The organism is Actinomadura sp. HBU206391 (assembly GCF_014323665.1).
Classification (GTDB): Bacteria; Actinomycetota; Actinomycetes; order Streptosporangiales; family Streptosporangiaceae; genus Actinomadura_C.
In genome coordinates this window covers 18,862-43,631 of the sequence record NZ_JABVEB010000001.1, presented here as the reverse complement: position 1 = coordinate 43,631, position 24,770 = coordinate 18,862, and the positions used below count along the sequence as shown (strand labels likewise).

The following is a 24,770-nucleotide window of genomic DNA, read 5'->3' as shown; positions in this document are numbered from 1 at the left end:
TCCCGCCTTCAGCCTGACCGACTTGCTGGCCGTCCGTCTGACGACAGATGCCACGGTGCTCCCCACACACCGTGGGGGTGATCCGATGTAGACCCACGAGGCCAGAGCCCTCGGTGGTCCTCCCCACGTACGTGGGGGTGATCCCGAACGGAAGTCCGTGAAGGTTGCTGAGACCGCCTACCCACGCACATGGGGTGATCCGCACGACGAAGCTGAAGAACTTCAGCCGGATAACTCGACAGTGTTTAGCCATACCCGCTCAAAGCTTTCGAAATAGGTGCTGGCCATGTCGCCATGCTCACGCTGACGCAGATGGAGAACGGGTGCATTTGATGCTGGGACGCCGTAGGCGTGCGGGTTGATAAGTAGATCGTCGTCAGCGCGGTAGATGGAGTTGTACAGGACCGTGTCGTGTAGTCGGATCGCGATGCCCTCGAGGTTGCGCAGCGGACGGTAGAGGACGAGGGCGTTTCGGATCTTGGCGGCCAAGGACCCACCGACGCTTTCGTCGGCGCCTCGTTCCGAGACGCGGGCACCGTTTGGGTCGCCGAGCAGGATACGCACGGCGACGCCCGCGGTTGCCCTGTCGGCAAGTGTGCGCAGTATTCCGGTGTCTTCAGCGAGGAACAAGCCCGCGTAGGCCAGGATGCCGATCTCACGCTGGGCGCCTTCAAAGAGGTCGTGCCACACGGCACGGGGCACGGCCCATCGGTGAGGGTAGGTAGCGAGGATTTCGCTCGACGACTGGTGAAGCGGACGGCGAGTGCCCAGGGCTAGTGGCCATAGATCTCGCTCGTCGAGTCCGAGCAGTGCGGCGATTCCCGCGCGGTGGCGAGGGTAGGGGAGCCGGCCCGTGAGCCAGCGACGTACCGTTTTGGGGTCGACATCGAGGTGGCGGGCGACGTCGGCCTCTCGTAGTCCTGCGTTGACGAGTGCTCTGTGGAGCACGTCATTCACCGCTACCTCCCGGCTGGCCAGGGACGGCTACGACGGTAGCAGAAGACGTCCCTAGACGTCCCTAGTTGCCGGTAGAGAGGTCCTCGCGCTCCGGACAGGCTTTGCGCAGGGCGAAGCACCCCGTATTCGCCTCGTCACCAGCGTCTTCAGGTGACCACCCCATCCTGCTCCGAGCCCGAGGAGGCGTTCGCAATGCCGATCTATGCCGGCCCCTGCCTGTTCTCCTGGCAGGTGACCACGCCCGACCCCGAACGCGGCGTGTGCGGCATCACCTCTGATCGCGCGCTCGCGGTTCACGCCGTCACCGAGGCGCTCCATGCGACCGGCGGAACCGACGGCGTCCTCCAGACCTGTCACCTGTCGTGGCTGGGCCCGCACTACGTGTACGGGTCGGTGATCGCACGAGCCGAACGCACCGCCGCCACGGGCGCGATCGTGTGGCACGACGGACCGCAGCTCCGCGCCACGGCGCTCGGTGGAATGTCTCCCGTAGTGAGGGAGGCTCTCGCCTGCATGCCCGTCAAGCAGTGTTCCTCCGGACGATGGCCGCAGTCGGGCATCGGCACGGTCGATGCCGCCACGGTCGGCCGATAGGCATGGGCATTGTCTGGTACTTGGACGTGGGCGCGCCGACTGGCGCGGATGGCGCGCCCACCCCTTCGTCTTGGGCAGGGGAGGGCCCGGACGACGTCGTACGGCCCGGTATCCGTCGGAGCCAGGCCGCCGAGCCGTACGACCTGAAGCCGGCGCGGCGGTGCGGAGAACTCGGTCTTACGCCCCCGGAGGCCGTAACCCGCACCGCCGCGCTGGCCACGACCGCTGCAACGCGCAGGCCAGACATCCGAGATGTCATCGCCCGTTGGCTGCTGGGTTCCGCGCAAGTGCAGCCGCATAACCGGTGGTGAGCCGGTACGGCAGGCCCGCCAGCCAGGAAGGACACAACATGAACCCTCCATACACCTACAGTCTCCCCGCAGACGATCCGGCTGTCGGCCTGAAGATGCTGCAGGCGCGCTTCCCCGACGTGACCAGTTGGTTCGGCGCGGCAACCCGGCATTGGTGGGCCCTGATCGATGACCGCCTGGTCGAGGCGGATACGCCGACCGAACTTGCCCGAATGCTCGACAGCGTCGAACTGACCAGCAGCCATCGCCCAAGAGCGCCTGGCCTCCACCACGCTGGCCCTCGCGAGTCGAACGGCTCCATGAAACCCCCAACAACGATGCGCATGAGTACGGCACAGTGGGCAACCAACCGCGCGCGCCCACAAGGTGCTCACCGGCGCCAACGCGAGAGGGTATCCACTCCGCAAGTGGCTAAGGCACCAAGGCGCCAGGCGGGATCATGGATGCCGACCTCCACGCACATGGCCTACTGATCAGCGGATAGACGTCCGAATGCCCAGAGAGAGCCGACGACGAGCGACGTCATGGGGCGCGTACGCGCAGATCGCCGATGCGTTGCGACGACGCATTGATGCAGGCGATTACGGACCAGCCTCGCGCTTTCCTTCCGAGACCGTACTGTGCGGGGAGTTCGGCGTCGTACGGAACACCATCCGCCGTGCCCTGGCTGAACTGGAGGCAGACGGCCTTGTCGCGACAGTGCCAGGCATGGGCCGTGTTGTATGCGGCGCCGATCAGGCGGTCACGGCGGAGCACGCAACCATGCCTCGGTACCGGAAGATCGCCGACGAGCTATGGGCCCGGATCGACGCCGGCGACCTCGCTCCCGGAGACCCACTACAAAGTGAGGCAGCCATCGTCGCCCAGCACGGCGTCTCTCGCGGGACCGCACGACGAGCGCTCGTTGAGCTGGAGCATGCCGGGCTCATCGAGTCGGTTCATGGCAAGGGACGTTTCGTGCGAAGACGTCCCTAGACGGTATGTCGCCGTCCGTGAACGTCCGAGAGCACGGTCCTAACGTCGAGCTATGACCAACCAAGCCGCCTGGGCGAGCGAGATCGCCCGCAAGCTCCTCGAAGTCCCGTTGCCGCGCCGGTGGGCACACACGCAGGGTGTCGCCGCACAGGCCCGGAGCCTTGCCCCCATCCTTGGAGATGACGCCGAGCTCCTGGAAGCGTCCGCCTGGCTCCACGACATTGGATATTCGCCGTATCTGATAGTCAGTGGGTTCCACCCTCTCGATGGCGCCCGCCACCTTCGCGACGTGGAGCACGCTCACGACCTTCTGTGTCGTTTGGTTGCTCACCACTCCTGCGCAATATTCGAGGCCAGAGAGCGTGGGCTTGCTGAAGAGCTGTCGCGTGAATTCGTGCCCGCACCGCCACCCTTGGCGAAAGCGCTGATCTACTGCGACATGACGACAAGCCCCAACGGTGCACCGCTATCGGTTGAACAACGCCTTGCTGAGATACGTGCGCGCTACGGCGCAGATCATCTGGTCAGTCGGTCGATTGAGATTGCATCGCCCCACCTTATAAATGCAGTACAGGCGGTCGCTTGCGCATTCGCTAAAGCTAAGGTCTCACAGCTTTGAAGATCTGTGGCGTATTCGCGGCGGCTTAGCTGGTGCGCATTTGCAGAAAACTCTTGCGGCAGCGAAATATGGTTGACCTCTCCCACAATCGGCGAGCGTGGGTGGTCCAGTTGGGCCCGTTGGCTACGAGATCTTCAGCCGCCGCCCCAACGCTTTGCCGCCTCGGATTTCTTGCCGGGTATCGACCTGCACGGTGAGCTTGCGGTTCGCTGCGAGGGGAGACAGGTCGATGCCGGGAGAAATACCTCGGATTGTCAAGATTCGCAGGTTAGTAAGAGCCACTAGAGGCGCTAGATCGATGATCCTTGAGCAAACATCGAGGTTAAGTCGCACGAGGCTCGTGAGCTCACTTAGAGGCGTGACGTCGCGTACCTGAGTGCCGGCGAGATCCAGGTAACTAAGGTCGGTCAAGCCTGAGAGTGGGGAAAGGTCCGCTACCGCGTTGCATCCTCGAAGCTCGAGTTGTGCCAGTGGAAGCTCCGCCAGAGGAGTGAGATCTCTCACCCATTTGCAGTTATGGAGGAAGAGGATATTGAGATGCGGAGCGGCCGTGGCGACGTCAGCGAGGCCGCATGTCAGTCTCGACCCATTCAGCCCCAGATTCCTCAGTTGGCGCAGTTCGGGAAGTCCCTCAAGGGTGGTCAGGTGGCGGCTACCCTGGAGTCCCAATTCGCGTAGATTCGTATATCGTCTCAGCGAAGAGAAATCCTCTATGTCTCCACAACGGGACAGCCAGACAGCGCTCAGATCGGGGAGTGCATCCAGGAAGTCAAGATTGGAAAGTCGGGGCAATCCAACGACGATGCTTTCAAGGCTAGGCAATGGAGGTAGGAGGTTGATGTCTGTGCCTGGCGTGTCGAACATAAGGGTGAGTCTTTTGAGCGTCTCTGCATGGCGTGTGAGGAAACCCAACTCAGCTGGCTCATTCAGGATCGCGTAAAGGGTCGAGAGCGGGGCGAGCACACCAAGGGCGTTAAGCTGGCCGCTGGACCGCAACACCTCGATTCGGCCGCCAGCGGGAGCCGCGGACAGGACGCATTCGGCGAACTCCTGGGGATCGAAGTACTTCCAGGCATCGTTCAGCTCCTTCTGCACGGCCTGGCGAGAGTCGGTGCCGTAACGCGAGAGCACATTGAGGGCTTCAGGGCCGTTGATAAGACAGGCGGTTCGGATGGTGGCCCTCGCTATCGCGTCAGACAGGTTATCCAGCCGTTCGGGGAGCCGAGCCAGCACTGGCTCTCCGGCGGCGGCGAGGGAACGGGCGGAAGCGATGCTCCGCGGGGGGACGAGTTCGTCAAGGCATTGATTAAGAGCCTCGCGCAGGTCCTGTGGGATCGAAGGGAGCGTTTCGAGACAAGCAACAGCCAGCAGCTTGAGCTGGCGGGCCCGTCGTGGCTCGGCTTTCACGCGGGACAAGAGACCTTCGAGGAGTTCGCGGCGGAGTGGTTCGTTCGCGTGGCCGGCGGCCATGATGACAGTCTCTCGCCATTGGTCGCGGTGGGCATTGCGGATCAGCAGCTCCATATCGCCGAGGTCTGCAACCTGCTTGGCCGTCAGGTATTCCTGCACGGTCCGGTGAACGAAATCGATCCGCCCGGGTATCGGCTCACGGATGACGCCGCTGCGCTGTAGCAGGTGCCCGAGGACATCTGGGGCATGCGCCTGTACGCCTGGCATTGCCGTGAGCCGCTCTTTGATTGCTTGTTCGACTGTGGGCTTGGGTAGCTCGACGCGCCAGCTCAGGGACAGATGCCACGCCAGCATCTGCAGGATGCGGATCTTCTGGTCGCGTTGCAGCTGGATCTCGAGGGCACTCGGGATGTTCCGCTTGGCGTCTCTGGTCTCCAGCAGCAGGTCCAACGCGGCCGCATAAAGCCCCATTCTGTCGCGGGGCAAAGTCTCCCGGTCGAGGTTGAGGGCGCAGAGCATTGCGGCGAGCAGCGGAGTGGATGCGAGAGTCCGCAAATGGGGCGCTGCCGCCAGCCTGGCCAACATCCTGGCTTCGTACACGGGGAGTCGTTCCGGCGCGCAAGGTAGATCGGCGGAGTCCCGCACTGCACGGTGCCAGTACTGGACAAGGGTGCGCATGTCCGCTGGACTCAGCTGCTCTAGGAAGGTGGTCGCGAAACCCTCGGCGCGCAGCCAGTCTGAGGTGGCTGCGGCTGGCCGTGATGTCACGATCACCCGTGTGCTGCGGAACTCGTTAACGAGTGCTTTCAGCCATTGTCGGACAGCCTGCCGCTGAGTGCTGGTGACCTCGTCTACCCCATCTACCAGGAGCAGAGCCCGTCCCGATATCAGCTGCCGATGTACCCAGCCGCTCGGCATAATCCCGGTCAGATGACCGGCCACGTCGTCGAGGAACTCTTCGGGGCGCGGCAGCGCTCCGCCCGCGTGGCTGCGCAGCTTGATCACGAACGGCACGCATCCGTTCCACTCGGCCAGTTCGCTGGTGAACGTGCCGCGCGCGGCCATGACCGCGAGCCAGCGGAGCAGGGTACTTTTGCCGCCGCCTGCCTCGCCACGTACCAGCGTCAGGCGATGGTCGCTTAGCGCGACCTCCACTCGGACAGCGCCGCCGCCCATGCGGTTTTCAGAGCGCCAGTCAGCGATCGCCACCGTTCGGGAACCGGGCTCTCGATGCCTCGCGCCACCCTCCTCCGAGACATTCAGGCTGATGTACGCGACGCTCAGCGTCGTCTGGGGTCGGGTGAAGCGCTCGAAGCGCACGCCGAACAGATCCAGTGAGTCCAGGTTCTCGCTGATGAAGGTCAGATACCGACGGGTGAACTCATCATCGTCCGACGTACCCCCGGGCGCGGTGAGCGATCGTGCGGGCAGGCGGGCGAGCACGGCCGAGATCTGGTCGGCGACACCTGACAAGCGGCTCAGTGTCTCAGCCGAGGCGCGGGAGCCGAACTGCGGGAGATGAATGATGATGCGGGCCAGGCAGTCGCAGCATTCCTCGAGTACGACGTCGTACAGCCGGGCTCCCGCCTCTCCGAGTTGGAACTCCGCCTCACGTGCCGGGAACGCGGCGCGCAGCCTGCGGGACAGCTTGATCGAGTCGAGGTCGTCGGCGAATAGCGCCTCGTCCGACAAGTCGGCGCGGTTCAGCGTGAGGACAACCTGGTGCAGAGCAGCCTCGCGGTCACCATCAGTAAGATCGCGGAACTCATGCTGCAGGTAGGGCAGCAGCCGTTCGGCAACAGAGTCGGCGATGTCCTCGAACTGGCGCTGAACACGCCGGCGCTTGATCTCATCCGGAAACCCTGTCCTGATAAGTTCGACGAGGTCCTTGGTAGGCGCTTTGTGATTGGAGCGATTCGCCATCCATCGGCTTACGGCGAGCTGGGCGACTGCCCTACCGACACTGAACGCGGCCATCTCGACAGACACGACACCCCCAAGAATACGAGAGGTCCAGTATGGCGAGAAACGCCCATCGCGCCAGGCCTTGTGTCCTTTCCTGGCCTCAAGAGATTAGCTGGTCTTATTCCGCGCATGCCCCGGCCCAGGCGGATGACGAGCGAGGTGGCTCGTTGTGCGAGCGCAAGGTGTTCATTGCAGGCAAGCCCAGTGTGAAGCACGTGATCGGACGCTCGGGGATCAAGCAGTCGACCGCTTCCCAGCGGCGGCGCCCGCTAATCCGCAGTGCCCGAAGAGACCGGACACGGGGAGTCCTAGACGATCACGGGCTCACTTCTGCCCTCCAAGTAATGGAGGAGTCTGAGTCGCATCGACCGGTCCATCTGCCGGTTCGTAGCCTCCCCCGTGGGTACCCAGGTGACCTCGCGCGACTCATCACTTGTGGTGGGCTCGCCGCCGATCGATCGAGCTGCTAGCACGATGGAGAATTCCTGGCGTACCTCGTCGTTGCTCGTGTAGTGAATGACGTGCTGGGGGTCGGTGTAGATGCCGACGAGGCCGGTGATCTCGCAGTCGACGCCGGTTTCTTCCTTGGTCTCTCGTACCGCGGCTTGGGTGAGGCTTTCGCCGAGGTCGATGGCTCCGCCCGGTAGGGCCCAGTTGTCGTTGTCGGTGCGGCGGATCAGGAGGATCTCGCCGTTGTCGTTGGTGACGACGACGTTGACGGAGGGGACGAGGCTGTTGGCCTGGGGGGCGTTGGGGTCGTCGTAGTAGTCGATCCTGCGTCGCATGACATCAGCCCCCCGGTAGTGGTGTGGCGCCTTCCCAGACGCGATCGAAGCTGTCGAGGTAGGTGTTGACGATGTCCCCGCCGGCGACCTTGCGCAGGTGCCACACCGGAGCATGCGGCGCAGTCACCCCGTAGACGTGCGTGTTGATGAGGAGCTGGTCATCGGCGCGGTAGATGGAGTTGTACAACACCGTCTCGTGAAGGCGGAACTCCACGCTCTCCACACGGAGCAGCGGCTTATACAGCACGAGTGCGTTCTTGATCTTCGCGGCCTGTGCGTCGCCGACACCCTCGTCCTCGCCTCGCTGTGCGACCTGCTCACTGTCCGGGTCACCGAGCAGGATGCGGACGCGTACGCCGGCACGGGCCTTGTCGGCGAGGATCTGTTGTACGCCGGCGTCTTCGGCCAAGAACAGGCCGGAGTAGACGAGCACGCCGATCTCGTGTTGGGCCGTGGCGAACAGACGTCCCCACGCGTCCCGCGGCACCGACCAGCGGTGCGGGTAGATGGTGACGAGCTCGCTGCCCGAAGCGTGGGTGACCTGTTCCTGCGGAAGCGCATCGGGCCACAGGTAGGTCTCGTCGAGTCCGAGATGCGAAGCCGCAGCGTACCGATGCCGCCGATACGGGGTGCGGCCGAGCGTGATCCAGCGCTCGATGGTCTTCTGATCGACCCCAATGGCCTCGGCGAGCGTAGCGATCGTCATGCCCCGCTCTAGCAGGGCTGCTCGAAGGCGTTCGTTGGCCATACACCCGACCGGATCGCAGGACGTCTCAGGACGCCACAACCCTATTGAGGACGTCATGAACACGTCCAGTCATGTACTGATCCCGTCCAGCCCTCTTGGCGGATTCTCGATCTCGTAAGGCAACACCCCCGCCGGAACCAGATCCACGGTCGCGGTTCTGGCCCTTACGAGAGGAGTGATCGCAATGACTCTGCTTTTGATCACGCTCACCGCCGTCTTTCTCGCCGGTGCTGCTGTGGGTGCCTTCACGCTCGTGGTGGTCGGGATCCACGCCCAGGAGCGGCGGATGATCCGGACTGGTGCGGTTGAGAGCCGGACCGGTGCAGTGTCGCGCTGGCTGCTGGCCACGGGCCTCGTACGCGACGAGGCACGGAGGTGATGGTGCGACTTCCGCGGAGTATCACCGGACGGTCGTGCCCGTGTGGTGCGGCGCTCGAAGCCGGCAACGGCCGATGCCGCAAGTGCCGTGCTCGGTCCCGCTGGTGGCGTCGCAAGTCCCGCTTCGGCGACCTCTGATCACGTCTGCTGACGCCCGGGTGAGCGTCAGCCCAGCCGGATCGAGCTCGGACTTCTCATCCGACGCTCGTACCGGGTCGAGGCTCTTGATCGAGAGGAGGTGAGAGTTCCCTTGATGGTCTCCGTTCCGCTGGTGGCGGTGCTGGGCGCGGTCACATTCGTGGCCTGGCGGTACATGGGCCTGCGCGTCTGGCACGCCGCCGTGTGCCTGCTGTTCGGCTTCTTCCTCGCGGCCACCAGCGCCGCGCCCGAGATCGACCGCTTGGTGGCCGGCATCATCGCCTGGCTCACTGGCTCGCTCCCGCGCTGACCACTCAACACGGAGGTGATGCCCGTGCCCCACACTCCCGACGGCCCCGGAATCGACCTACAGGAGGTCGCCACCCGCAACCGCAAGGCCCGCACCACCGTCGCCCAGCTCATAGCGACGAACCCATCAACGTCCTGGCAGCACGTCGTCGACGCGCTCGCCGATACACCGCTCCTCGCCACCGAGGTCACCCGGTTCCGCGCCCGACTACAGGTCATGCGCCTGCACCGCGCGAACCTCGCCGCCGCTGCACGCGCCACTCTCGCGGCACACCGTGACGGAGAGCCCGAACCGCTGTCGTACCTGCGCGACGAACTCACCATCCAGGGATACGGCCTGCGAGGCCGCCCATGAGCAGAGCTCGCCAGATGCGCAGGCACGCCCGCAAGATGCGCCGAAACGGCCTCCAACCGGTCATCGTCGTCAACAACGACGACCGCCTTCCCGACCTCGCCGCCGTCGTCATCGGCCGCACACTGTGGCGCTACCGATCCGAACTCGCGCCCCTCTACCTCACACTCACTCTGGTCGTCACCGCCACGGCGCTCCATCACGCGCGACCGAACTGGTGGCCGTACCTCCTCGTCACCGCGACCTTGGCAGCCTGGGCGCTGGCGATCTTCGGTGCGGGTCTGGGCCTGGCCCTGCGCGCCGAGCGGCTCTACGCCGCGACCGTCACCATGGCTGCGGGAGGATGGTTCGCTGTCGGCACGGCCCTCGGCAGTACCCACCCACCGCTGCCACAGGTCCTCATCGCAGGTGGCTTCGTGCTCGCGGTTCCGTGGTGGGCACACCGGCGACGACGCGCGAAGGTCCGCGTCGACCGGCAGTTGTCCGCCTGGCCGGAGATCGCACAGGCGGTCGGCCTTGCCGGCTCGCGCGTCCAGTCCGCGATGGTGGACGTCTGGGGATGGCGGGCCCGGTTCGCGCTGGCTCGCGGCCAGACCATCCAGGACGTGACCACGAAGATTCCTGCGATCGAATCGGCACTCGGCACCTTCCGCGGAGCCGTACGCGTCCACCCGACGCACGACGACCGCGCCAATCGATTCGAACTCCGCGTGCTCGACCTCGATCCGCACGCCAGCGCCATCTCCTGGCCAGGGCCGTCCATCACATCAGTGACCGAGCCGATCGACCTTGGACCCTTCGAGGACGCCACGGCAGCACGTTTCCTGCTGCTTCGCCGTCACGCGCTGATTGGCGGCATCGCCGGCTCCGGGAAGAGCGGCGGCATCAACGTCCTCATGGGCAACCTCACCGCATGCCGCGACGTGGTCATCTGGGCCATCGACCTCAAGCGCGGCATGGAACTCCAACCCTGGGCGCCCTGCATCGACCGACTCGCCACCGCGCCGGAGCAGGCTCGCGCTCTGCTGCGTGATGCCGTCGCGGTTCTGGAGGCCCGTGCGGAGTGGCTCGCCAGCCATGGGCGGCGCGTGTTGGAACCGACCCCGGACATGCCCGCGCTGGTCATCGTCATCGACGAGTACGCCGAACTCGCCGACGACGCACCGGACACCGCCGGTCTTACCGACTCGATCGCCCGCCGCGGTCGGGCCGTCGCCGTCACCCTCGTCGCTGCGACGCAACGTCCCACTCAGAAGGCCATGGGGAAGGGCGCGGTCCGCTCGCAGATGGACGTACGGGTCAGCTTCCGTGTCCGCGAGCGCAAGGACGTCGATCTCATCCTGGGCCAAGGCATGCTCACCGCCGGGTGGCACGCCCACACGCTCAATGCACCGGGAAAGTTCCTCATCAGCGCACCCGAGCACGACACCCCGCGACGAGGCCGCGCCTACCTGCTGACCGACGAGATCGTTGCCCAGGCGGTCAACGAGCACGCATCCCTCCGGCCATCCCTCGACCGGATCTCGCGTACGGCGATCGAGGAGGCGCATGCGGGCGTCCATCTGCGAGTCGAGGACGAACAGGCAGAGATGCCGGACAGCATCGAGCCTGCACTGGCTCCCGAAATGGCTCTCTGGGCCGTACTGACCCGCGCGCCGGACGAAGGCGTTCCCGTACCTCATCTCGTCACGGCTACCGGTATGAGCCGGCCGTGGGTCTACCAACGGCTTCGAGAACTCGCCGACGCCCGGCGCGTCATTCAAGTCACCCGAGGCCGCTGGCGAGCAGCCACCGATCACCGTCAGTGACTTGTCTACGTCTACGACCCCACGCGCGCGCCTGCACGTAAGGCGCATGGACAAGCCGCAGACGAAGACGAAGACAACCACTCACCGTCACGAATGGGGACCACCACGAGCCCAGTCAGCACCCGAGAACGCTCGGGACTCCAGGGAGGTGAGCGTGAAGGCATACACCGTCGAACAGGTCGCCGAGATCCTCCAGATCGGACGCGACAAGGTCTACTTCCTGCTCCGCACCGGCCAGCTCCGCAGCATCAAAATCGGCAAGCTCCGCCGCATCACCGACGACCACCTCACCGAGTTCATCGGCGCGCTCGAAGACGAGAATTGCTCACCACAACGCTAGGGACGTCTTGGGACGTCTCTGTTAACGTGGCTGGTGAACGGCTCACCTCAACCCCCCGAGGAGGTACCGCCGAGTGAAGATCCTCATCGGCAAGTACGAGGGGACGATCTATCCCGAGGGTGATGGCTACACCGGAGCCGTCTCCCTCGGGTTCGGACCCGACGGCAGGCGCAAGCGGCTCAAGAGGAAGGGGAAGAACAAGACCGACGTCAGGGACAAGCTCAGCAAAGCCGTCAAGGACCTTGAGTCCGGTGTCGAGAGTCCCGCGAACTACACGGTCCGCAATGCGGTCGAGGACTGGCTATCGAAAGGGCTCAAGGGCCGCGACCCGGCAACGGTCACCACGGTGCGCCTCCTCGCCGAGAAGCACGTGATCCCGCTGATCGGCGCGGGCAAGCTCAACGACTTGCGTGCCGACCACGTGGACGAGTGGCTCGACGGGCTCACCGGCAAGCTGTCGACGCGAAGTCTGCAAGGCGTTCACTCCATCCTCAAGCGGGCGATCCGGCAGGCACAGGCCCGCGACAAGGTGCTTCGGAACGTGGCCGAGTTGGTCACCACCCCGAAGGGCCGTGTCGGACGGCCCAGCAAGGCGCTGACGCTGGAACAGGCGACGGCCGTGCTCGCCAATGCCAAGTCGTCCTCGATGAACGCCTACGTCGTGCTCAGTCTCATGACGGGCGTTCGAACGGAGGAGGCACGCGCACTCCGCTGGGAACATGTCGTCGCCTGGGTCGACGAGGATGGATGGCGGCCGGTCATCCAAGCCGGCTTCGACCATGAGCGCTTCGCCGTCTACGTCTGGCGATCCGTACGAGCACACGGCGACACGAAGACCCGCAAGTCGCGCCGCACCCTGGAACTGCCCAACGAGGCGACCCAGGCTCTACGACACCACCACAAGCGGGAGGCCGCACAGCGGCTAAGGGCCGGCGAGGCATGGCAGGACCACGGCCTCGTGTTCTGCTCTCAGACCGGCACGCCACTCGACGCCGCGAACGTGCGGCGTGCGTTCCGGGCCATCACCAAGAAGGCGGGCCTGGGGCAGAACTGGACTCCCCGCGAACTCCGCCACTCGTTCGTATCGATCATGAGTGACAACGGCGTGCCCATCGAGACCATCGCGGATCTCGTCGGACATTCCAGCACCGCGGTGACCGAGGAGGTGTACCGGCACCAGCTCAAGCCGGTCATCACCAAGGGAGCCGAGACCATGAACAGCATCTTCAGTCCGAGCAAGTCCGCGTGACGATGGCTCCCCGATTGGCTCCCGACGACCGCGAAGATCGAAAAAGGGCCTCGGAGTGATCTCCGAAGCCCTCTCTCATCTGCTGTTCAACCTGTCGGGGTGGCGGGATTTGAACCCACGACCTCTTCGTCCCGAACGAAGCGCGCTGCCAAGCTGCGCTACACCCCGGTGGTGGCGCGCTGGAAGGCGTACGACCCTCCCGGCGCCTCCGCAAGTCTAGCGGATCCCAGGGAGTGCCCGCGCTCCAATAAAGATCGGGGATCAGTCCATGATCGTTAAGGGTTTCCGGCCTGGTGACGACCGGGAAACCCTTGACGGGATCAGTCGGCGGCCCGGATTCGGAGAGCCCGGCGCAGGTCGTCCAGCTGATCGGTCAGCGCGCGGCGCAGGGGAGCCGTCAGGTCGTGATCGAGGCACTTTTCGGCGGCCCGTACGGTCTCGGCATTGACCGCGTGGGCCGGGAACAGCTGACCGGCGAGGACTCGGGACGCCACGGCGCCGCGCGGTCCGGCGTCGGCGATCTCGGCGAAGTAGCGCTCGACGTAGCGGCTGGTCGCGTCGGGCCGGCCGGGGTCCCAGAAGCCGTCGGCTGTCGCGGCGAGCAGTTGATTGGACTGCCCGTTCGCGGTGAACAGCCGCTGCCAGGCGCGTTCCTTCGCGGCCGCGTCGGGCAGGGCAGCACGGCATCGGGCCGCGGCCTCCCGGCCGGCCGAGCTCGGATCGCGCACCAGCTCCGCGGCGAGCTGCGCCTCGCCCGCCATGCCGGCGGCGAACAACTGGAACAGGGCGCTCCAGCGCAGCTGGGGATAGAGGCCGGGGCCGCCGGGGACCCGCCCCGCGCGCAGCCATTCCCGCAGTTCGGCGAGATTGTCCGCGGTCGTGGCGCAGGTGATCAGGAAACGTACGGCGGCCAGGCGCATTCCGGCAAGGGAGGGGTCGCCCTCCGCGCGACGCATGATCCTGCGGCAGATCGCGGCGAGTGTGGCAAGCGCCGCTTCGCGCCCGGACAGGGGCACGAGGCGGTCGGCGATCTGCCGGCGCGCGAAGGACAGCACCGCCTCCACGATGGGACCCACCGGCTCGGTGACCAGATGGGAGCGGGCGAGCGCGAGGAAGTCGGTGGGCGGCAGCTCCGCGTCGCGGACCATGTCGCGGGCGGTGGTCCAGAGCAGCGCCCGGGTGACCTGGTCCTCGATCGTCGACAGTGCCACGGTCACCGCCTGCCACGAGCGCTCGTCCAGCCGGATCTTGGCGTAGGTCACGTCGCCGTCATTGGGCAGCAGCAGGTCGGGAACGCGAGCGCCGGTGAGGCTCGGCAGCGGCGTGTGCGCGGAACCGTCCGGCCCCGGCTCCGGCGGCAGGTCGGCGTCGACGGTCTCGCGCAGCATCAGCCGCGTGCCGCCCGCGCCTTCGGCCAGGTCGTACAGCCCGACCCGGATCCGGTGCGGGCGCAGCCCGGTGTCATCGCCGGGCGGTCCGGTGTGCACGATCTCGGCGGACAGCAGCGTCCCGTCCCGCTGCTCGACGGAGGTGCGGAGCGTGTCCATTCCGCTCGTACGGAGCCAGCGCTGCGCCCAGGCGTGCACATCGCGGCCGCCGGTACGGGCGAGGGCGGCCAGCAGATCCGCCAGGTCGGCGTTGCCGAACCGGTGACGGCTGAAGAGGTCGTTGACCCCGGCGAGGAACGCCTCGTCGCCCACCCACTCGACCAGTTGCCGTAGCGCCGAGGCGCCCTTGGCGTAGGAGATGCCGTCGAAGTACGCCAGCGCCGCGGCGGTGTCGTCGATGCCGTCGGAGGCGACGGGGTGGGTGGACGGGCGCTGGTCGGCGTCGTAGCCCCACGTCTTGCGGTTGACCGCGAACCCGGCCCACGCGCTGGCGAACCGGCCGGAGTCGGTCGCCACCCGCTGGCCCATGTACTCCGCGAACGACTCGCTCAGCCAGATGTCGTCCCACCACCGCATCGTGACCAGGTCGCCGAACCACATGTGCGCGAGCTCGTGCGCGATGACGACGGCGCGGATCTCGCGGTCGGTGTCGGTGACCGGCGACCGGAAGAGGAACTCGTCGCGGAAGTTGACGCAGGCCACGTTCTCGACGGCGCCGAAGTTCGACTCGGGCACGAACGCCTGGTCGTACTTGCCGAACGGATACCGCTCGTCGAACAGCTCGTGGTAGCGGTCGAGACCGCGCCGCGTGATGTCGAGGATCTCCTCGGCTTCGGCGTCCAGATAGGGCGCCAGCGAGCGCCGGCAGTGCAGCCCGAGCGGAATGCCGTCGTGCTCCGTACGCACGGAGTGCATCGGGCCGCCGACCACAGTCATGAGGTAGGTGCTGATCGGCCGCGTGGGCACGAATCGCCAGCGGCCGTCCGCGCCATGTTCGGCCGCGCCGTTGGCGAGCACCGTCCAGTGCGCCGGCGCGGTGACCGAGACCTGCAGCACCGCCTTGAGGTCGGGCTGATCGAAGCAGGCGAAGACGTGGGAGGCCTGGTCGGGCCCGCAGTCGGCGTGCACATAGACCTCGTCGTCGGCGGGGTCGACGAAGCGGTGCATCCCCTCGCCGGTACGGGAGTAGCGCATGTCGGCCTCGACTCGCAGCTCGTTGTCGGCGGCCAGATCCGGGAGTGGCAGCCGCCCGTCCGCCAGCGAGGTCGGTTCGAGGAGCCTGCCGTTGAGCACGGCGCGGTGCACGGTGACGGGCCTGAGCTCGATGAACGTCGTCGCGCCGGGTTCGCGGCAGCCGAACCGGATCACGGTGCTGGAGCCGAAGACCTCCTCGCCGCGCGTGAGGTCGAGGTCCACCGAGTACGAGTCGACGTAGAGCAGGTGGGCACGCTGGTGCGCCTCTTCGCGGCGTAGTGACGGCATACTCAGCATGCTGCCCGATCCTCGCGTCGAATGGAGCGGCAGGTGGCGGCCGTTCGCGCCTGGTCAGGCGGGCCGGGGCACCAGGGTGAGCAGTGTGGCCTCGGGTCGGCAGCAGAACCGGACCGGCGCCGTCGGTGACGTGCCGAGGCCGGCCGAGACGTGCAGCCACGCCGCGTCCGGGCCGCCCGCCGCCGGGTGGCGGTGCAGGCCCTTGACCCGGGCGGGCTCGATGCCGCAGTTGGTGACGAGCGCACCGTAGAACGGCACGCACAGCTGGCCGCCGTGGGTGTGCCCGGCGAGCAGGAGTTTGTATCCGTCGGCGGCGAACCGGTCGAGGTTGCGGGGTTCGGGCGAGTGCATCACGCCGATGTTGAGGTCGGCCTGCGGGTCGACCGGGCCTGCGACCTTGTCGTATTTGTCCCGGCCGATGTGGGAGTCGTCGATCCCGCCGAACTCGACGTCGAGCTCGCCGACCTTCAGCCGGCCGATGCGGTTGTTCAGGTCGAGCCATCCGGCCGCCGCGAGAGAGGCGCCCAGCTCGCGGTAGGGCAGATCCGGCTCGCGCCGCTTCTTGTAGTCCGACTTGCTCGTACGCCACAGGTAGCGCGCCGGGTTCTTGAAGACCGGCGCGTAGAGGTCGTTGGAGCCGTAGACGAACACGCCGGGCCGGTCGAGCAGCGGTCCGAGCGCGTCCAGGAACGCCGGTACGGCGTCCGCGTGCGAGATCGAGTCACCCGTGTTCACGACGAGATCGGGTTCGAGCGCGTCGAGGGAACGGACCCAGCTGATCAGACGGCTGCGCCCCGGAGTGAGGTGCGCGTCGGAGACGTGCAGGATCTTGATGGGCCGTCGTCCTGCCGGCAGCACCGGAACGTCGAACCGGCGCAGGGCGAACCAGTTCCGCTCGATCACGGAGGCATAGCCGATGCCTGCGACACCGGTGCCGATCAGACCGAGGGGAAGGGCGTAGAGCTTTCGCACCGTCCCATGCTGCCAGACCCCACGGGTGAATGGGCAGAACGTACGGGATCATCCAGATCATCCCGCCCAAGCCTCGGATCATCGCTGACCGAGCCTCGGATCATCCTGACCGAGTCCCAGACCGTCCGGCGGAGCGCCGTGGTGGTGCGCCTGCGGCGGTGGCGGCGGAAAAGCAGGTGGAACCGTACGGTCACCAGGGCATCATGGTCACCATGAGTGCCCTCAAGGAGAAGCTGCGGTCCGACCTGTCGGCCGCGATGAAGGCGCGCGACGAGTTGCGGACCCGTACGCTGCGCATGTCCCTCACGGCGGTCACCAACGAGGAGGTGGCCGGAAAGCGCTCGCGTGAGCTCAGTGACGAGGACATCGTCAAGGTGCTCACCCGCGAGGCGAAGAAGCGGCGGGAGGCCGCCGAGGCCTTCGCCCAGGCCGGCAGGGACGAGCAGGCGGCGGCCGAGCGGGCCGAGGGCACCGTGCTCGAGGAGTACCTCCCCGCGCAGCTGTCCGACGAGGAGCTGGCCGAGCTGGTCGTCGCCGCGATCGCCGAGACCGGCGCCGAGGGCCCGCGTGCGATCGGCCAGGTCATGAAGGTTCTCAACCCGAAGGTCGCCGGCCGGGCCGAGGGCGGCCGGGTCGCCGCCGAGGTCAAGCGCCGCCTGACCGCGTGAGCTCCTGACCGCGTGGCTTCCTGCTCTGGCTCTGCGTGATCGGCCGAGCACGGTGATCACGCAGGCCGAGCGATCAGGCCGGCCGGCACCTCAGTGAGCAGGTGAGGCACGAGGCCGCTTCGCTCAGCGGCCGCCGTGCCCCCTGCTCGCCGAGTCGAACGCTCAGTCGCCGAAGGGCCACTCGAAACCGTTCCCGTTCCCGTTCCGGCCGCTGTTCCCGTTACCGTTGCCGAGGTCCTGGCGATTTCCGGTGCCGTCACTGACGAAGATGGTCACGTTGGAGCCCTCTTCGAGCTGCGTGCCGCCCGCGGGTGAGGTGCGTGCCACCGTGCCGCGCGCCTCGTTGGAGCGCACCGGCCTCGTCGAGACGCTGACGTCGAAGCCGGCCCCCTCGAGCGTGGACCTGGCGATCCGGACGGACATGCCCTGTACATCGGGGACGCTGATCTCCTCCACGTCGCCGAACCTGTTGCTCGGCTCGCTGAACGACCTGACCGGCTTGCCCTTGAGCGCCTCGCGCATGCTCTGTGCCCAGATCGGTCCGGGGATCGTGGCGCCGTAGATCCCGTAAACCCGGTTCTTCCACGGGTAGTCGGCGTCGCCGTACCAGACCGCCGAGGCCAGGTCCGGCGTGTAGCCGGCGAAGAGCGCGCAGGTGAACTCCTCACAGGTACCGGTCTTGCCGGCGGCCGGGCGGCCGACGTTCCCGATGCCGGCGGCGGTGCCCTTGGTCAGAACACCGCGGAGGATGTCGTTGACCTGGTCGGCGACGTCCTCGTCGACGGCCTGCTTGCACTGGGTCTTGGGCAGCTTCAACGCCCTGCCGTCGGGGTCGGTGACCTCGGTGATGGCGACCGGCGGGCAGTACTTGCCGCGGGCGGCGAACCCGGCGTAGGCGGCGGCCAGGCTGGTGACGTCGACCTCGTTGGCGCCGAGGACCTGCGACGGGATCTGCTTCAGGGGTTTGCCGGTGACCTGCCGCAACCCGAACCGCTCGGCCATCTTGACCGATTCGCACAGGCCGACCCGCTTCTCGAGCTCGGCGTAGAACGTGTTGACGGAGTGCCAGGTGCCGTTGCGCAGGTTGAAGTTGCCGGCCTCACTGTCACCCGCGTTGCTGACCCGCCACGGCTCGAAGCCCTCGCCCTTGCAGCCCTTGAAGCCGCTGATGGTGATGGTCTGCGGCGAGTTGATGCTCGTACGGATCGGGATGCCCTTGTCGAGCGCCGCGGCCAGCGTGAAGATCTTGAACGTCGATCCCGCCGTGTAGCCGTAGCCGCCGCCGTGCGCCACGTCGGCGGCGAGGTTGAGGACGGTCTCACCCTTCTTACGTTTCGTGCCGAACTTGCGGTTGACCGCCATCGCCCTGATCTTGCCGGTGCCCGGCTCGACCATCGTCTGGGCGGCGGACCGGTCGTTCTTCACGCCCACGCGGCTGAGAATGCCGTTCTGAGCCGCCTTCTGCGCCTGGGGGTCCAGGGTGGTGCGGATGGTGAAGCCACCGCGCTGCAGCTGGCGCTTGGCGTTCTCGATGGACTTGTCGTCCTTCTTGCCCTTGGCCAGGATGTCGACCATCTCGTGCCGTACGTACTCGCAGAAGAACGGCGCGGTGCCCGTCTCGCAGCCGCCCTCGGGCTTGGTCTCGTTCAGCTTGATCGGCTTCTTCGCAGCCGCGTCGGCCTCGGCCCTGGTGACGATCTTCAGTTCCGCCATCCGGTTGATGACGGTGTCGCGGCGGTTCCGCGCGTCCTTGGGGTTGCGCGTCGGGTCGAAGGCCGACGGGTTCTTGGTGATGCCGGCGAGTAGCGCGGCCTGCTCCAGATTGAGCTTGGACGCGGGCTTGCTGAAGTACCGCTTGGCCGCGGCCTGCACACCGTAGGCGCCGCCGCCGAAGTAGGCGATGTTGAGATAGCCCTCGAGGATCTGGTCCTTCGACATCTTGTGCTCGATGTCGATGGCGTAGCGGAGCTCGCGCAACTTGCGGCCCGCGGTCGGCGCCGTGACCGCGCGGTACTCCTCGTCGGTCTTGGCGTTCTCGACGAGCAGGTTCTTGACGTACTGCTGCGTGAGCGTCGAGCCGCCCTGCGCGGTCTCACCCGCCTCGACGTTCGTCGCCAGCGCACGGATGGCGCCCTTCGGGTCCAGCGCGCCGTGCTCGTAGAAGCGCGAGTCCTCGATGGCGACGATGGCCTTCTTCATGATCGGGTTGACCTGCTCGAGCCGCACCGACTCGCGGTACTTGTCGAAGAAGGTGGCGATGGGCTTGCCCGACGTGTCGTACAACACGGTCTTCTCGGGCGGCGGGGTCGTCTTCAGGTCGGACGGCATGTTCTGGAAACTGTCGGAGGCGTTCCGGGCCGACACACCGGTGCTGCCCACCACGGGCAGCGCGATGAGGGCGACCAGGACACCCGCGACGACGGCGGCCCCGATCAGTCGGAAAAGCTTGACGACGATGTTCTCCGTACCCTCATCTGCAACGCGCACGGGTCTACGTTACCCGGGACGAGCTAGTCAAACGGGACATGTCGCATGTCCCGGTGCTCGTAGGCGCGAGGGTGACTAGTCCGTGGCCCAGGCGGGCTATATCGAGAATGGGCCCATCGGGGACTGTTGAAACGTCTCTCGCTTCCGTAAGTTCTTCCCCACGGCTTTCGTATGGCGGCCTGACGTCCGCGCCCGTCCGGCCGAGGAGCGCAATCGACACAGACCCTAGGGGAGTGGGGCCAAGATGTGGATCACTGATTGGACTGCCCGCGCCGCCTGCCGTAACGCGGACCCAGATGCCTTGTTCGTGCAGGGTGCGGCCCAGAACCGCGCCAAGCTCATCTGCCGGGGCTGCCCGGTACGCACGGAGTGCCTCGCCGACGCCCTCGACAACCGGATCGAGTTCGGGGTCTGGGGCGGGATGACCGAGCGTGAACGTCGGGCCCTGATGCGGCGGCGGCCGGATGTGACCTCGTGGCGAGAGCTGCTCGAGACCGCCAAGGAAGAGTACGAGCGGTCCACCGACGACGAGGACGAGCTCGTCGCCAGCTGACCTCAGGGTCGGCACGGTCGTGGTCGGGTAGTGAGCCCCCGTTGACGTTGAACACGTCGAGCACGTGTGGGGGAACTACACGACCATGGCGTCAGGCGGCTCGGGTCGCCTTGTTCTCCGACAGGTCCATGCCGACACGACGCAGACCTTCGAGGTCGTGCACGTCCTCGGCCTGAGCGGGCACCGTCGCTACCGGCACATTGGGGTGGGCGGAGCTGAAGTGCTCGCGTAGCCGGTCCTCCCGGGTGGTCACCTGCATGTGGTCGGCATGCAACCGGAGCAGTGAGGCGGCCAGCGGATGGTCGCCGCGTTCGCTCAGTGTCTCGGCGGCGGCCAGGCTTCGTGCCGCCGAGAGTGTCGCCATTCCGGACCGGTGCACGCGGTTGACGACCAGCCCGGCGAGCGGCATCCGCTCCGTCGCCAGCCGCTCCACGAAGTAGGACGCCTCGCGCAGCGCGTCCGGCTCCGGCGCGGCGACGACCAGGAACGCGGTTCCCGGCGTCTGCAGCAACTGGTAGGTCTTCTCGGCGCGCTCGCGGAACCCGCCGAACATGGTGTCGAAGGCGGCGACGAACGTCTGCACGTCGCGCAGCAGATGACCGCCGAGAATCTTGGTGATGACGCCGGTGAACATGCCGAACCCGGCCGACAGCACCTTGACGCCGAACCGCCCGCCGGCCTTCGCCGGGGCCAGCAGGAGCCTGATCAGCCTGCCGTCCAGGAAGCGTCCCATCCGCTCGGGGGCGTCGAGGAAGTCCAGCGCCGACCGCGACGGCGGGGTGTCGACCACGATGAGGTCCCACGAGCCCGAGCGGTGCAACTGGCCCAGCTTCTCCATCGCCATGTACTCCTGCGTGCCGGAGAAGCTCGACGACAGCGACTGGTAGAACGGGTTGGCCAGGATCTGCTTGGCCCGGTCCGGGTCCGAGTGCGCCTCGACGATCTCGTCGAAGGTCCGCTTCATGTCGAGCATCATGGCGTGCAGTTCGCCGCCGCCCTCGTCACCGATGCCCTCGATGCGCCGCGGGCTGTTGTCGAGCTCGCTGAGCCCCATCGACTGCGCCAGCCGGCGCGCCGGGTCGACGGTCAGCACCACCACGTCGCGGCCCCGCTCGGCGGCCCGCAGACCCACGGCGGCGGCCGTCGTGGTCTTGCCGACCCCGCCCGAGCCGCAGCAGACGATGATCCGGGTACGCGGGTCGTCGATCAGCGCGTCGACGTCGAGCACGGGCGGCGTCTTGCTCATGGGGCCACGCTCCTGGTCGGGTCGGGTGCGACGGTCATGCTGCCCCCTGGTCGCGCAGCGTCTCGGCCAGGTCGTACAGACCCGCCAGGTCCATGCCGTCGGCAAGCAGTGGAAGCTCGTACCGAGGCTGGTGCACGCTGTTCAGCCGTTCCTTCTCGCGCTCCTGCAGCTCGGCGCGCTGGGCGTGGTCGGTGGCCTCCGCGGCGAGCGCCTCGGCGATCTCGGCCGCGTGGTTCTCCAGCCCCGCCGCCTTGACGCCCACGGTGATCTCGTCGAGATCCAGGGCGCCCTGGCCCGCAGCGGCCAGGTAGGACTCGGGCAGCGCCGGGGGCCGTTCCATGTTGACGAAGACGCCGCCTACCGGAAGGCCCGCCTCCTGCAGGTGGGCGATGCCGTCCAGGGTCTCCTGCACCGGCATCTCCTCCAGCAGTGTCACGAAGTGCACCGCCGTCTCGGGGCTCCGGATCACCTTCATCACGGTGTCGGCGTGGTTGCGGATCGGGCCGACCTTCGCCAGCCCCGAGACCTCGGTGTTGACGTTGAGGAATCGGGTGATGCGCCCGGTCGGCGGGGCGTCCATGACCACCGCGTCGTAGACCGGTGACCCGTTCTTGTGCTTGCGGCGAACGGCCTCGCCCGTCTTGCCGGTGAGGATCACATCGCGCAGCCCCGGCGCGATCGTGGTGACGAAGTCGATCACGCCGAACCTGGTCAGCGCCTTACCCGCGCGTCGCAGGTTGTAGAACATCTCGAGGTATTCGAGGAGGGCCTCTTCGGTGTCGATCGCCAGGGCGTAGACGTCCCCGCCCTCCGGCGCGACCGCGACCTTCCGCTCCTCGTACGGCAACGGCGGGCAGTCGAAGAGCTGCGCGATGCCCTGGCGGCCCTCGACCTCGACGAGCAGGACCTTGCGCCCACCGGCGGCGAGCGCCAGCGCGAGCGCGGCGGCCACCGTGGTCTTGCCGGTGCCGCCCTTGCCTGTGACCACGTGCAGCCGCACGCCGTCCCAGTCGGTGTCTTTAGCGCTCACGCTCACCCGATCCACATTAATCGTTCGCTCAGCAAGGACTTACGGCGCTCCCCGAGGTGCAGAAGTGATCTCTCCCACGCTACGGGAGGGTCGCCTGACACACTGTGAGAGCGCCGGTGCCGTCAACGTGGTTAGGCTCAGTATTGGGATGAAACCGGCGAAGCCTCCGGCTCGTCGGACCAACGACTCACTCGCACGTGAGAAAGGTGCCCGCTATGGAAGCGGCAATCCTCCTCCTCGGTCTACTAGGTTTCGTGCTCCTCTTTTTCCTGGTCGCGTCGATCAAGGTAGTGCAGCAGTTCGAACAGGGCATTGTGTTTCGATTCGGACAGGTGCAGCTCACCGCCGTACGTGGCCCGGGGCTCACCGCCATCGTGCCGATCGTGGACCGGATGCAGAAGGTCAACATGCAGACGGTCGCGATGGGCGTACCGGCCCAGGACGGCATCACCCAGGACAACGTCAGCGTGCGCGTCGACGCGGTCGTGTACTTCCGGATCATCGATCCGGTGAAGGCGATCGTGAACATCCAGAACTACGGGTGGGCCATCTCGCAGGTCGCCCAGACCTCGCTCCGGTCGGTGATCGGTAAAGCGGACATGCAGCAGCTGCTGTCCGAGCGGGAAACGATCAACCGGGAGCTCGCCGGGATCATCGACGAGATGACCGAGAACCCGTGGGGCATCCGCATCGAGCGGGTCGAGATCAAGGACGTCTCGCTGCCTGAGGGGATGAAGCGCTCGATGGCCAGGCAGGCCGAGGCGGAGCGGGAGCGCCGCGCCCGCATCATCACCGCCGACGGTGAGTACCAGGCGTCCAAGCGGCTGGCGGCGGCGGCCCACGAGCTGTCCAAGGACCCGGCCTCCCTCCAGTTGCGCCTGCTGCAGACCGTCACCGAGGTCGCCGCGGAGAAGAACAGCACGCTGGTCATGCCACTGCCGGTGGAGATGCTGCGGTTCTTCGACAAGATGGCCGGCGGTCCGGGGAGCGTTCCGGCGGAGGAGCAGCCGATCGAGGAGCCGCCGCCGCTGGAGTCCGCCGACGACGTGCCGCCGGTGGCGTCGAACGACGAGATCGCCGCCGTCGAGGCCGCTCAAGACGCCCCCATCGCGGCGCCCGCCAGGGGCGAGCCGGAGGGTTTGCGGAAGGCTCCGCCCCAGCCCGGCATCCAGCCGCCGCAGCCGCCTCGGTAGCCGGCCCCGACGAGAGTCTCATTCTGCCGGCCGTCTCGACGATCGCCGGGTTCCGCTCGCCTCGCGCACGCGGGCGGTGCCCGCGTCGTTAGGGTTGCGGCATGAAGAAATGGGAGTACGCGACAGTTCCACTGCTGGTCCACGCCACGAAGCAGATCCTCGACAACTGGGGTCAGGACGGCTGGGAGCTCGTGACCGTCATCCCCGGGCCCAACCCGGAGAACCTCGTCGCCTACCTCAAGCGAGAGCTGGCGTGAGCCCCGAGGACCGGATCAAGGAGCTCGGCCTGGAGATCCCCGGTGTCGCGACACCGGCGGGGGCCTATCTCCCCACCGTGCGAACGGGGTCGTACGTCTACACGGCGGGGCAGGTGCCCTTCGTCGATGGCGCCCTGCCGGCCACCGGCAAGGTCGGCGCCCAGGTGGACGTCGACCGGGCCAAGGAGCTCGCCCGCATCTGCGCGCTCAACGCGATCGCCGCGGTCAAGGCCGAGGTCGGAGAGCTGTCCCGGGTGAAGCGGATCGTCAAGGTCGTCGGTTTCGTCGCCAGCGCCCCGGACTTCACCCGGCAGCCCGAGGTGATCAACGGCGCGAGCGAGCTGCTCGGCGAGGTCTTCGGAGCGGCGGGCAAGCACGCCCGCAGTGCCGTCGGCGTGGCGGTGCTCCCCCTCGACGCCCCCGTCGAGGTCGAGCTCATCGCCGAGATCGACGAAAACGGCTGACGTGGTCGCACCTCATGGTGGCCTCCCGCGCGCAGAACGCTTCGCGCGGGGTTGACGCAGGGACGGCTGGTATGTCCGAATTG

The 24,770-nt window shown here is 66.9% G+C and carries 23 protein-coding genes, 1 tRNA gene and 1 pseudogene; 15 read left to right on the top strand and 10 right to left on the bottom strand.

The window, feature by feature from the left end; translation table 11 throughout:
* Positions 1 to 222: 222 nt before the first annotated feature.
* Positions 223 to 957 (bottom strand): XRE family transcriptional regulator, encoded by a 735-nt coding sequence (locus HKK72_RS00210; RefSeq protein ID WP_187232128.1) that lies wholly within the window; start codon positions 955 to 957, stop codon positions 223 to 225.
* 150 nt (positions 958 to 1,107) lie between these two features.
* Here HKK72_RS00210 and HKK72_RS00205 point away from each other — a divergent pair, with 150 nt between their 5' ends.
* The 4 genes and pseudogenes from HKK72_RS00205 to HKK72_RS00195 all read left to right on the top strand — a co-directional run bounded on the left by HKK72_RS00205 (position 1,108) and on the right by HKK72_RS00195 (position 3,456).
* Positions 1,108 to 1,551, top strand: coding sequence for a hypothetical protein (locus tag HKK72_RS00205; RefSeq protein ID WP_187232127.1), 444 nt, complete (start codon positions 1,108 to 1,110; stop codon positions 1,549 to 1,551).
* 803 nt (positions 1,552 to 2,354) lie between these two features.
* Positions 2,355 to 2,573: pseudogene (locus tag HKK72_RS41955) on the top strand (winged helix-turn-helix domain-containing protein); the annotation flags it as partial.
* Between the two features lie 51 nt (positions 2,574 to 2,624).
* Positions 2,625 to 2,837, top strand: coding sequence for a GntR family transcriptional regulator (locus HKK72_RS41950; protein ID WP_315987020.1), 213 nt, complete (start codon positions 2,625 to 2,627; stop codon positions 2,835 to 2,837).
* Between the two features lie 52 nt (positions 2,838 to 2,889).
* Positions 2,890 to 3,456, top strand: a complete 567-nt coding sequence (locus tag HKK72_RS00195) for an HD domain-containing protein (RefSeq protein WP_187232125.1) — start codon at positions 2,890 to 2,892, stop codon at positions 3,454 to 3,456.
* 123 nt (positions 3,457 to 3,579) lie between these two features.
* On the opposite strand, the gene HKK72_RS00190 is transcribed toward HKK72_RS00195, so the two are convergent.
* The 3 genes from HKK72_RS00190 to HKK72_RS00180 form a co-directional block, all read right to left on the bottom strand.
* On the bottom strand, positions 3,580 to 6,855 hold the full coding sequence (locus HKK72_RS00190) for an NACHT domain-containing protein (RefSeq protein ID WP_187232124.1): 3,276 nt from the start codon (positions 6,853 to 6,855) through the stop codon (positions 3,580 to 3,582).
* A gap of 284 nt (positions 6,856 to 7,139) precedes the next feature.
* The gene (locus tag HKK72_RS00185; protein ID WP_187232123.1) at positions 7,140 to 7,616 is read right to left on the bottom strand and encodes an NUDIX hydrolase; all 477 of its coding nucleotides are present in this window, start codon (positions 7,614 to 7,616) and stop codon (positions 7,140 to 7,142) included.
* Positions 7,617 to 7,620: 4 nt separating this feature from the next.
* Positions 7,621 to 8,364 (bottom strand): helix-turn-helix domain-containing protein, encoded by a 744-nt coding sequence (locus HKK72_RS00180; RefSeq protein ID WP_187232122.1) that lies wholly within the window; start codon positions 8,362 to 8,364, stop codon positions 7,621 to 7,623.
* A 184-nt stretch (positions 8,365 to 8,548) separates the two neighbouring features.
* On the opposite strand from HKK72_RS00180, the gene HKK72_RS00175 reads away from it, so the two are divergent.
* The 6 genes from HKK72_RS00175 (at position 8,549) to xerC (ending at position 12,938) form a co-directional block, all read left to right on the top strand.
* Positions 8,549 to 8,743 (top strand): hypothetical protein, encoded by a 195-nt coding sequence (locus HKK72_RS00175; RefSeq protein WP_187232121.1) that lies wholly within the window; start codon positions 8,549 to 8,551, stop codon positions 8,741 to 8,743.
* A 237-nt stretch (positions 8,744 to 8,980) separates the two neighbouring features.
* Positions 8,981 to 9,190, top strand: a complete 210-nt coding sequence (locus HKK72_RS00170) for a hypothetical protein (RefSeq protein WP_222720160.1) — start codon at positions 8,981 to 8,983, stop codon at positions 9,188 to 9,190.
* A 24-nt stretch (positions 9,191 to 9,214) separates the two neighbouring features.
* The gene (locus HKK72_RS00165) at positions 9,215 to 9,544 is read left to right on the top strand and encodes a hypothetical protein (protein ID WP_187232120.1); all 330 of its coding nucleotides are present in this window, start codon (positions 9,215 to 9,217) and stop codon (positions 9,542 to 9,544) included.
* Positions 9,541 to 11,349: an FtsK/SpoIIIE domain-containing protein gene (locus HKK72_RS00160; protein ID WP_187232119.1), complete on the top strand. Its 1,809-nt coding sequence runs from the start codon at positions 9,541 to 9,543 to the stop codon at positions 11,347 to 11,349. Before HKK72_RS00165 ends, HKK72_RS00160 begins: the two co-directional genes overlap by 4 nt.
* A 154-nt stretch (positions 11,350 to 11,503) precedes the next feature.
* On the top strand, positions 11,504 to 11,689 hold the full coding sequence (locus HKK72_RS41945; protein WP_222720159.1) for a helix-turn-helix domain-containing protein: 186 nt from the start codon (positions 11,504 to 11,506) through the stop codon (positions 11,687 to 11,689).
* Positions 11,690 to 11,762: 73 nt separating this feature from the next.
* Positions 11,763 to 12,938 (top strand): tyrosine recombinase XerC, encoded by a 1,176-nt coding sequence (xerC, locus tag HKK72_RS41940; protein WP_187232117.1) that lies wholly within the window; start codon positions 11,763 to 11,765, stop codon positions 12,936 to 12,938.
* 94 nt (positions 12,939 to 13,032) lie between these two features.
* Here xerC and HKK72_RS00145 read toward each other — a convergent pair.
* The 3 genes from HKK72_RS00145 to HKK72_RS00135 form a co-directional block, all read right to left on the bottom strand.
* Positions 13,033 to 13,106 (bottom strand) — tRNA-Pro (locus HKK72_RS00145).
* Positions 13,107 to 13,258: 152 nt separating this feature from the next.
* Positions 13,259 to 15,808, bottom strand: coding sequence for an aminopeptidase N (pepN, locus tag HKK72_RS00140; RefSeq protein ID WP_187232116.1), 2,550 nt, complete (start codon positions 15,806 to 15,808; stop codon positions 13,259 to 13,261).
* A gap of 63 nt (positions 15,809 to 15,871) precedes the next feature.
* Complete coding sequence (locus HKK72_RS00135; RefSeq protein ID WP_187232115.1) at positions 15,872 to 16,789, bottom strand: metallophosphoesterase; 918 nt, start codon at positions 16,787 to 16,789, stop codon at positions 15,872 to 15,874.
* Between the two features lie 212 nt (positions 16,790 to 17,001).
* Between HKK72_RS00135 and HKK72_RS00130 the strand changes: the two genes are divergently transcribed.
* On the top strand, positions 17,002 to 17,457 hold the full coding sequence (locus HKK72_RS00130) for a GatB/YqeY domain-containing protein (protein ID WP_187232114.1): 456 nt from the start codon (positions 17,002 to 17,004) through the stop codon (positions 17,455 to 17,457).
* 162 nt (positions 17,458 to 17,619) lie between these two features.
* Here HKK72_RS00130 and HKK72_RS00125 read toward each other — a convergent pair whose 3' ends face one another.
* The gene (locus HKK72_RS00125; protein WP_187232113.1) at positions 17,620 to 19,944 is read right to left on the bottom strand and encodes a penicillin-binding protein; all 2,325 of its coding nucleotides are present in this window, start codon (positions 19,942 to 19,944) and stop codon (positions 17,620 to 17,622) included.
* A 244-nt stretch (positions 19,945 to 20,188) separates the two neighbouring features.
* Here HKK72_RS00125 and HKK72_RS00120 point away from each other — a divergent pair, with 244 nt between their 5' ends.
* On the top strand, positions 20,189 to 20,497 hold the full coding sequence (locus HKK72_RS00120; protein WP_187232112.1) for a WhiB family transcriptional regulator: 309 nt from the start codon (positions 20,189 to 20,191) through the stop codon (positions 20,495 to 20,497).
* Between the two features lie 91 nt (positions 20,498 to 20,588).
* On the opposite strand, the gene HKK72_RS00115 is transcribed toward HKK72_RS00120, so the two are convergent.
* Both HKK72_RS00115 and HKK72_RS00110 read right to left on the bottom strand, forming a co-directional pair.
* Positions 20,589 to 21,743, bottom strand: a complete 1,155-nt coding sequence (locus HKK72_RS00115; protein ID WP_187232111.1) for an ArsA family ATPase — start codon at positions 21,741 to 21,743, stop codon at positions 20,589 to 20,591.
* A 34-nt stretch (positions 21,744 to 21,777) separates the two neighbouring features.
* On the bottom strand, positions 21,778 to 22,773 hold the full coding sequence (locus HKK72_RS00110; RefSeq protein WP_187232110.1) for an ArsA-related P-loop ATPase: 996 nt from the start codon (positions 22,771 to 22,773) through the stop codon (positions 21,778 to 21,780).
* Positions 22,774 to 22,988: 215 nt separating this feature from the next.
* Here HKK72_RS00110 and HKK72_RS00105 point away from each other — a divergent pair, with 215 nt between their 5' ends.
* From HKK72_RS00105 to HKK72_RS00100, 3 genes are all read left to right on the top strand, one after another.
* Entirely contained in the window at positions 22,989 to 23,966 is a 978-nt protein-coding gene (locus HKK72_RS00105; RefSeq protein ID WP_222720158.1) for an SPFH domain-containing protein, read from the top strand.
* A 101-nt stretch (positions 23,967 to 24,067) separates the two neighbouring features.
* Positions 24,068 to 24,223, top strand: coding sequence for a DUF4177 domain-containing protein (locus HKK72_RS39565; protein WP_187247902.1), 156 nt, complete (start codon positions 24,068 to 24,070; stop codon positions 24,221 to 24,223).
* A complete protein-coding gene (locus HKK72_RS00100; protein WP_315986998.1) occupies positions 24,220 to 24,687 on the top strand; it encodes a RidA family protein in 468 nt (155 codons plus the stop codon). Before HKK72_RS39565 ends, HKK72_RS00100 begins: the two co-directional genes overlap by 4 nt.
* The last annotated feature ends 83 nt before the right edge of the window (positions 24,688 to 24,770 follow it).